The sequence below is a fragment of the Paenibacillus sp. AR247 genome (assembly GCF_002968895.1).
Lineage (GTDB): Bacteria > Bacillota > Bacilli > Paenibacillales > Paenibacillaceae > Paenibacillus_AQ > Paenibacillus_AQ favisporus.
Window position 1 is genome coordinate 1400069 of the sequence record NZ_PCZT01000009.1, and the last position, 1850, is coordinate 1401918.

At 58.6% G+C, this 1850-nt stretch carries 2 protein-coding genes; one reads left to right on the forward strand and one right to left on the reverse strand.

Annotated elements, in window-relative coordinates; translation table 11 throughout:
* Window positions 1-492 (forward strand): helix-turn-helix domain-containing protein (locus CPT76_RS14680; protein WP_146116320.1); only part of this gene is annotated, 492 nt, incomplete at its 5' end.
* Between the two features lie 50 nt (window positions 493-542).
* Here the strand turns inward: CPT76_RS14680 and CPT76_RS14685 are convergent.
* Window positions 543-1850, reverse strand: a 1308-nt coding sequence (locus tag CPT76_RS14685) for a serine hydrolase domain-containing protein (RefSeq protein WP_105443424.1), incomplete at its 5' end; no start/stop codon positions are given.

Consider the following 1850-nt stretch of genomic DNA (forward strand, 5'->3'; position numbering starts at 1 on the left):
AAAGCGATTATGCAAGCGGCCGCCGAACTGGATACCGCCCGATTTCCGCTGGACCGGCTGGTCCTTGCGCTTGTGGCTGCGCTGCCGCAAACCTTTACGCCGGACCGCCAGCAGCACAAGCCAACGCTGTCTCCGCCCCGCTCCGCTTCTCTGAGGCAGGCGCTCCAATTCATCCGTGATAACCTGGAGTCGCCGCTAAAGCTGGAAGATGTGGCGCGGTATTTTCATATATCGGGAAGACATCTGGCCCGTTTGTTCCAGAAGGAGCTCAAAATGACCTTCACGGCATACGTCCGCCAGGAAAGGATCCGGCTTGCGGCGTACCTTCTGCGCGAGACGGACCGTTCCGTCAAGGAAATCGCCGACCTAACAGGATTCGGCTCCGTCCACTATTTTACCAGGATGTTCTCGGCTGCCGCCGGCATTCCCCCGGCCGCTTACCGGATCGCGCCACAGCAAAAAGGCATGCCCTTCGAAGAGGAGCATGCCTGATTTCAAAATGTGTTCATAGGCGTAACATTTGTAAGATTACTACGCGGGCTTCACGCTCTCCCGGTAATGGGCGGAGCCTCATTGGGACCAAAGGATACATTGATCCGATGATCCAGCACGACGGAGTCTTCCGGTTCAAACCGGATGCCCGTCGTAATATGGAACGGCGTCTCAATGAAGCGGATGCTCAGCTCCAGCGTATCCGGGGACTTCCATGTAAAGCTTGACACCGTTGCGGTCTCGCGGGGCATGATCAGATCAGACTTGCCTTCCAGCCATTTCCCGCGTCCCAAAGGCAATGCAAAATGCTTCCCGCCGGTCTCATACAGGTCAACCACCGCCTGATCGGCCTCGAAACGGACCGAAATCCGGCTCCAGTTCATGTCGTTGTCGTCCAGCACATAGTTTTTACCACTGACGGCGGATTCTAATTCCGGTTGAATGCTGTACGCGAGCGGAGCAAGCTGCAGGCTGCGGACCCGTTCCTGCAATCGGTCCTGCGTTTCTTCGTCCAGCGGGAGCTCCTCTCCGGCCATCGCGGGCAGCAGACGCTCCCAGACGGCGTTCATCACTTCCTGCATCTGGTTCGTTCCGCTCGTGACAGCAAGCACCGCCTCCTGCTCCGGCATGACGATGCAGAACTGGCCGAAGGCTCCGTCTCCGCGGTAGGCGCCGTGCCGGCATCTCCAGAATTGGTAGCCGTATCCCTGCGCCCAGTCGCTTTCCCCGCCGTCTCCGTTGGAGATCTGTTTCGAGGTCGCCTCCTCTACCCACGATTCCGGAATCAGCTGGCTTCCGTTCCATGCCCCTCGCTGCAAAAACAGCTGGCCAAACTTGGCGATGTCTTCCGTCGTGATGCTCAGTCCGAAACCTCCAGTGTTGATTCCCCGCGGACAAGACTCCCAGGTGGGGTTGTGAAAGCCCAGCGGCTCAAACAGCCGCTTCTGCAAAAATTGAAGCAGCGTCTGCCCGGTCACGGATTGCAGAATGGCCGACAGCATATAGGTTGCGCCCGTGTTGTACACAAAATGGGTGCCGGGCGTATGCTCCACCGGAGCCGCGAGAAAGGCTCTGGCCCAATTCCCGTCCGTACAGCGGTCAATGGCCCCCATCGTATCCTGGTCATTCCCCGTGCCCATCATCAGCAGATGCCGGATGTTCATGGCAGCCAAATTCGGGCTGACTTCCTCCGGCAGGTCGTCCGGGAAGAACGTAACGACCTTGTCTTCCAAAGACAGAAGACCCTCATGCACCGCGAGACCGATGGCTGTGGAAGTAAAGCTCTTGCTCAGCGAAAACAGCATGTGCGGCAGCTCCGGGGCATAAGGCCCCCACCAGCCTTCCGCAGCCACCTGTCC